A 5,658-nucleotide genomic window follows, 5' to 3' on the forward strand; every position below is an offset into this window, starting at 1 on the left:
CAAGGGGAGGGAACCGTCGCTGAAGTTAATAGTAAGGCGAATCACCATAAACGTAAAAAACCTACTTTTGTAAGAGGGGGGCAGGGGGATTAGGTCCTCTTTGGTATCCCCTTAACCTACTCCTAACTCATAAGGGTTATCGGACTGCGGCGATCGCCGCGTTTAACACACTTTCAAACAATTTCATCCCATCGGTATTCCCTAACATCGGGTCCGATGCCCGTTCGGGATGGGGCATCATGCCGAGGACATTCCCCTGGGAATTGCAGATTCCGGCAATCTGATTTAAGGACCCATTGGGATTACTTTCCGGGTTACTCTCCCCTTCGGGACTGCAATAGCGAAACACCACCTGTCCATTGTCTTCAAGTTGGGCGAGGGTATCCGCATCGGCATAGTAGCGGCCCTCCCCGTGGGCGATCGGCAGGGTGATGATTTCCCCGGATTGGTATTGAGAAGTCCAAGGGAGACGGGTATTTTCCACCTTGATCGGGACGCGATCGCAGATAAAGTGTAAGTCGCGATTTCTAATTAATGCCCCAGGTAGCAGTCCCGCTTCGGTGAGGACTTGGAACCCATTGCAAATGCCTAGGACTAATTTACCCTGTTCGGCGTGTTTGATGATTTCAGGCATGACTGGGGAAAATTGGGCGATCGCCCCACAGCGTAAATAATCCCCGTAGCTGAACCCACCGGGTAACACCACCACATCCAAATCCGAGATATCCGTTTCCTGATGCCAGACTAATCGGGTGGGGCAGTCGAGTAATCCTTGAGTGACATACGCCACATCGCGATCGCAATTGGAACCCGGAAACACTACAACTCCAAATTTCACAGTATTATGCCCCCGCCTTCATCAGAGTTGCCACTTCAACTAACTCGAACCGATAGTTCTCAATCACGGGATTGGCTAAAAGTTGGTCACAGATGCGATCGAGTTGTTGGGTTGCTGCTTCAGGGGATTCCGAGGTAATCGTCAATTCCACATATTTGCCAATTCTGACCCCTTCCACATTGCGATCGCCCATTTTCTGCAATCCCGACTCCACAGCAGTCCCTGCCGGATCCAAAACCGAAGGCCGCAGAGTAACATAGATATGAGCCTGATATTTCTTTAAAGTCACAACAATCCGCCCTAACTTCTGGTAATAATGCCATTAGATGCCACAGCATCTTTTATTTTAATCCCCAAACTGACATCCGGGCTTTTTTCCAACCTTCAACCTCGTCTAACTTCAGAAATGTAGGCCAGACTAACCCATGCAGATGTTAATCTAATCCCATGACAGTCAAACGCACCCGGTCTCAAGAACGCATTCTCAATTTCCTCAAAACCCTCAACGATTCTATTTCCGCGCAGGATATTTATGTCGAGTTGCGCCATCGTAACCAAAACGTCAGTCTTGCCACCGTCTATCGCGCCTTGGAAGCGTTGAAGTTGGAAGGGTTAGTCCAGGTGCGGACCTTGGCAAATGGAGAGTCCCTTTATAGTTGCCTAAAGCAGGACCGGCATCATCTGACTTGTTTGCAATGCGGGATATCAATTCCCCTGGATGAATGTCCAGTTCATCAGTTAGAAGTCGAATTAGAAAAGGCTCACCAATTTAAGATATTTTACCATACCTTAGAGTTTTTTGGACTTTGCGATAAATGTCATTTATTGCAACAAAATGGCGGTGTTTAAGTTGAGTTCTTGGGGATAACCCCTGAAGGGGTTATTTTCCCAAACTATTCCCCCCACCCTTACCGTTCTTGGTCGCTAACAATCGATCGCATTCCTTCCAAGGTAGCGGGAATAGTGCGCGGGTCCATAAACATCACTTTACTGCTTTCACTCGCACCAATTTTTAATCCCATCTCCATATATTGTTGAGCGACTAAAAACTGTAAAGATTCCCGAGTATCTGGGTCAGTTTTGAGAGTTTTAGTGATAATTTGCAGTGCTTCTGCAGTCGCTTGAGCTTTCAGAACTTGTTCTTGACGTATCGCTTGCGCTTTTAAAACAATTGTCTTTTGTTGCGCTTCTGCATCAAGAATCACTGCTTTTTGACGCGCTTCTGCATCTAAAATATGCGCCTCTGCTTTGCCTCTAGCACTATTAACCGCCGATTCCCGTTCCCCTTCTGAGGTTAAAATAGTGGCCCGTTTGCGACGTTCTGCGGCCATTTGCAATTCCATCGAATCTTGCACCGCTTTAGATGGGACGATATCCCGCAGTTCCACCCGGGTGACTTTCACCCCCCAAGGGTCCGTGGAAACATCTAATTCTCGCAATAAAATTTCGTTAATTTCGGACCGGGCGGTAAAGGTTTGGTCCAGTTCTAGCTTACCCATTTCTGAGCGAATTTGAGTCAGGACTAGGTTCACCATTGCAGACTGGAGATTTTCTACTTTGTAGTAGGCTCTTTCCATGTCCATAATCCGCCAGTAGACCACTGCATCCACACTAATGGAAACATTATCCCGAGTAATACATTGTTGAGGTGGGATGTCTAATACTTTTTCGCGAATCGTTCCTTTGTAGACGATTTTATCCAAAAATGGGGTGAGTAATCGCAATCCAGGTTCTAGTTTTCTGCCGTTATATTTTCCTAATGTTTCAACCAATGCTTCATTTCCTTGATTGATAATTTTGACACTACCAGCTAGGGCAGAACCCCCGAGGGCCAAAAATATAATAAAGATGAATTGTTCCACCGTAAACCTCCAAATTAAAGTTGAAGTTGGCTCAAATTGAAACTATCAAATCATGGTCAAAGGTAACCGTAGCATCAACTAATTGCCTTTAAATTATTCTAACTGATTGCTACAGATTAAATTGAGCATTCCTCCCTGTCCATTTCGGGTAAATTTATGACTGCAACAGATGCTCAGGAATGACAATCAACGTATTGCCTTGGCGTCCGACGACAAAGACAGGTTGATGGGGGGCGATCGCCTGTTCTGGATCCGAACATTTAGCCCGCCAAGAGTTCCCATCATATATTACCCTTCCTGCCTCTCCTGGAGGGATTGCCGTTAAGGTTTGCGCCTCCTGTGCCTCCGCTAGGGAGTGGGGTAATTTTTGCTTTGACAAAAACCGTCTGGAGAGGACAATAAAGGCAGCAGAGAGTCCCACCCATAAAATCACCTGAATGAAAAAATTGGGAATAAATAGAGAGAGTCCGGCAACAATTAAGGCGCTGACTCCAGGCAAAAATTCCACAAAGGCAGTGGGGAGAACCAGTTCCATCGCACAGAGAATGATGCCAACGGCTAACCATAAGACTGCTGGATTAAGCTGGCTGAAAAACAGGAGAATGGCAGAGATGGGGTCAAATGCCATAACGTCTTCTTCCAAGGTTAAGATAGATTACTAGATTTTGTTTCCGTCGCGATCGCCGATTTGACGGGGTTCGGGATAAAATTAATGGGGTCTTCCTCCCCAATCCACCGACCCCTGGTTCATCAACTCCCCAAAATATCGCCATTGGCGTTCCCCGACTGGCGGCACTGTAGCTGTCGAGGCTGTTTGGAGTAGCTACAACCAGTGTAGGCTGGCTTTGGACCGATCGCCATAAACGATCGACTTCTTTTCATACTGTCATTGCACGCAGAGATTATGAGCAGTTCTGAGCCACTCTATTGTCCGAATCCAACCTGTACCCAGCCCGAAAACCCCGTGGGAAATCGGTTCTGTGATGCTTGTCAAACCCCCTTGCTGTATCGCTACTTGTGGGCGGTCGGTTCCGCAGCAGCCCGGTATCCCATTGGCGAACTCATCGGCGATCGCTACCGAGTAGTGAGTCCCCAAATTTGGCTTGATACTCAACCCGCCTTGGCCCCCTTCGTTCCAGAGACATTGCCCGAGGCGATTCTAGCCTATCTTCAATTATATCCCCATCGACTTCACATACCCGAGGTCTATGGGTTTTGTCCCCTCGGGGAAGGGTCCAACGCGGCCAATCTGTTATTACTCGATAATGTCCCCGTGGATGGAAACACCGCCACCCTCTATCCGGGAATGTTGGAACTCTGGCCCCAGACTGCCCCAGTCCGCCAAGTCTATTGGTTATGGCAAATTCTGCAACTCTGGACGCCCTTAGTAGAATTGGGCGTTGCCTCCAGCTTACTCAAAGCCGATAATATCCGGGTCCAGGGGTCACGGATTTGGTTGCGAGAACTCTATGGTGATGCCAGTTTAATTACCCAACCCGATTTACAAGATTTAGGCTATCACTGGTTAACTTGGGCGGGAAAAGTAGCCGCCCCAGTGGGCGATCGCCTCCAAGAAATTGGCAAACAAATGCGGCGTCCCAATGCCGAATTCCAGGCGATCGCCCCCCAAGTCAACCAACTCCTCCTCGAACTCACCGCCCAATTACCCCTGCGTCTGCGTGTCGCCGGAGTCAGCGACTCAGGACCCAATCGCCACCATAACGAAGATTCCTGCTACCCCACCCTCAACGACATCGCCCAAACCGATAAACCCCATACCCATCCCCTCCTCAATCACTTAGCCGTTGTCTGTGATGGCGTCGGAGGACACGAAGGGGGGGAAGTCGCCAGTCAACTAGCGGTCCAAGCCCTTAAACTGCCCATTCAAGCCCTGATGAGGGAAATTGCCGAAGAACCGGGACTCGCCATGCCCTCCGTCGTCAGCGAACAACTAGAGGCCATTTTGCGCGTCGTCAACAACACGATCGCCGCCCAAAATGACAAACAAGGACGGGCTTCCCGACAGCGCATGGGGACCACCCTAGTCATGACCCTGCAACTCCCCCAAAAAGTCACCACCCCCAGTGGTCAAGAATTTGCCAACGCCCATGAACTGTATGTCGTTCAGATTGGCGATAGTCGCGCCTACTGGATTACTCCCAACTCTTGTCAACAACTCACCGTGGATGATGATGTCGCCTCCCGAGAGGTCCGCCTCGGTCGCGCCCCTTATTCCCAATCCATCCGAAGAAGGGACGCAGGGGCGCTCACCCAAGCCCTAGGAACCCGGGAAGGGGACTTATTGCGCCCCCAAATTCAGCGGTTTCTCCTAGAAGAAGATGGATTGCTGCTACTGTGTTCCGACGGATTAAGCGATCACGATCGCGTCGAGCAATTTTGGTCCGATTGCGCCCATGATCTGTTTAGCGGGGCAATTTCCGTAGAAACAGCGGCCCAATGGTGGGTGGATCTGGCCAATGAAAAGAACGGCCATGATAATGTTTCTGTGGTGCTCTCCTATTGCCGCATCTCTCCAGAAAAACTGGTCTTGTTCGACCCCAATCAACTCCCCCCCACGGGATTATCCGAGGATGAACTTTCCGATGCCTCCAAAGCTCTACTTTATGAAGACGAAGACCCCTCAGAGGGCCATCGCCGCCAGTCCAAGGGCGATCGTACTGGATTAACCCTTAAGCAAACCATCGCCCTCCTAGTCGCCGTCACCCTGATCAGTGCAGTTGTAGGTTTTGCCGCCTGGTGGCAAATCGACTCAGGAGGACTCACTCAACTCCGTGAGAGAATTTTCCAACAGGAATAAAACACCAGAGAAACACGGTAGGGCTGGTAGCCTCGTGTCTTCAGACCGAGGTGGAAAGCCCACACGAGCGGTTTTAACCGCCTACACTGTAGTCCAACCATGATGAGGGTCGTTAATGTAGCGCCCTATCGTATTTTCCG

General features: G+C 49.5%; 6 protein-coding genes. 2 read left to right on the plus strand and 4 right to left on the minus strand.

The features are described from left to right. Positions 1 to 136: 136 nt before the first annotated feature. Together purQ and purS are read right to left on the minus strand one after the other, a co-directional pair. Positions 137 to 838, minus strand: coding sequence for a phosphoribosylformylglycinamidine synthase subunit PurQ (gene purQ / locus J0895_RS18660; RefSeq protein WP_207089511.1), 702 nt, complete (start codon positions 836 to 838; stop codon positions 137 to 139). 4 nt (positions 839 to 842) lie between these two features. Next, complete coding sequence (purS, locus tag J0895_RS18665) at positions 843 to 1,127, minus strand: phosphoribosylformylglycinamidine synthase subunit PurS (protein ID WP_207089512.1); 285 nt, start codon at positions 1,125 to 1,127, stop codon at positions 843 to 845. A gap of 158 nt (positions 1,128 to 1,285) precedes the next feature. Between purS and J0895_RS18670 the strand changes: the two genes are divergently transcribed. Then, a complete protein-coding gene (locus tag J0895_RS18670) occupies positions 1,286 to 1,687 on the plus strand; it encodes a Fur family transcriptional regulator (protein WP_207089513.1) in 402 nt (133 codons plus the stop codon). A gap of 59 nt (positions 1,688 to 1,746) precedes the next feature. On the opposite strand, the gene J0895_RS18675 is transcribed toward J0895_RS18670, so the two are convergent. Further along, the gene (locus tag J0895_RS18675) at positions 1,747 to 2,700 is read right to left on the minus strand and encodes an SPFH domain-containing protein (RefSeq protein WP_207089514.1); all 954 of its coding nucleotides are present in this window, start codon (positions 2,698 to 2,700) and stop codon (positions 1,747 to 1,749) included. 154 nt (positions 2,701 to 2,854) lie between these two features. Beyond that, positions 2,855 to 3,328, minus strand: coding sequence for an NfeD family protein (locus J0895_RS18680; protein ID WP_207089516.1), 474 nt, complete (start codon positions 3,326 to 3,328; stop codon positions 2,855 to 2,857). A 276-nt stretch (positions 3,329 to 3,604) separates the two neighbouring features. On the opposite strand from J0895_RS18680, the gene J0895_RS18685 reads away from it, so the two are divergent. Further along, positions 3,605 to 5,518 (plus strand): protein phosphatase 2C domain-containing protein, encoded by a 1,914-nt coding sequence (locus J0895_RS18685; RefSeq protein ID WP_207089515.1) that lies wholly within the window; start codon positions 3,605 to 3,607, stop codon positions 5,516 to 5,518. Positions 5,519 to 5,658 lie beyond the last annotated feature (140 nt).

Origin of the sequence: Phormidium pseudopriestleyi FRX01 (genome assembly GCF_017313335.1) — a bacterium.
In the GTDB taxonomy this organism is placed as follows: domain Bacteria; phylum Cyanobacteriota; class Cyanobacteriia; order Cyanobacteriales; family Laspinemataceae; genus Laspinema; species Laspinema pseudopriestleyi.

Coding starts and splice junctions, on each gene's coding strand:
- J0895_RS18670 (WP_207089513.1), top strand. CDS start 1,286: ATGACAGTCAAACGCACCCGGTCTCAAGAACGCATTCTCAATTTCCTC.
- J0895_RS18680 (WP_207089516.1), bottom strand. CDS start 3,328: ATGGCATTTGACCCCATCTCTGCCATTCTCCTGTTTTTCAGCCAGCTT.
- J0895_RS18685 (WP_207089515.1), top strand. CDS start 3,605: ATGAGCAGTTCTGAGCCACTCTATTGTCCGAATCCAACCTGTACCCAG.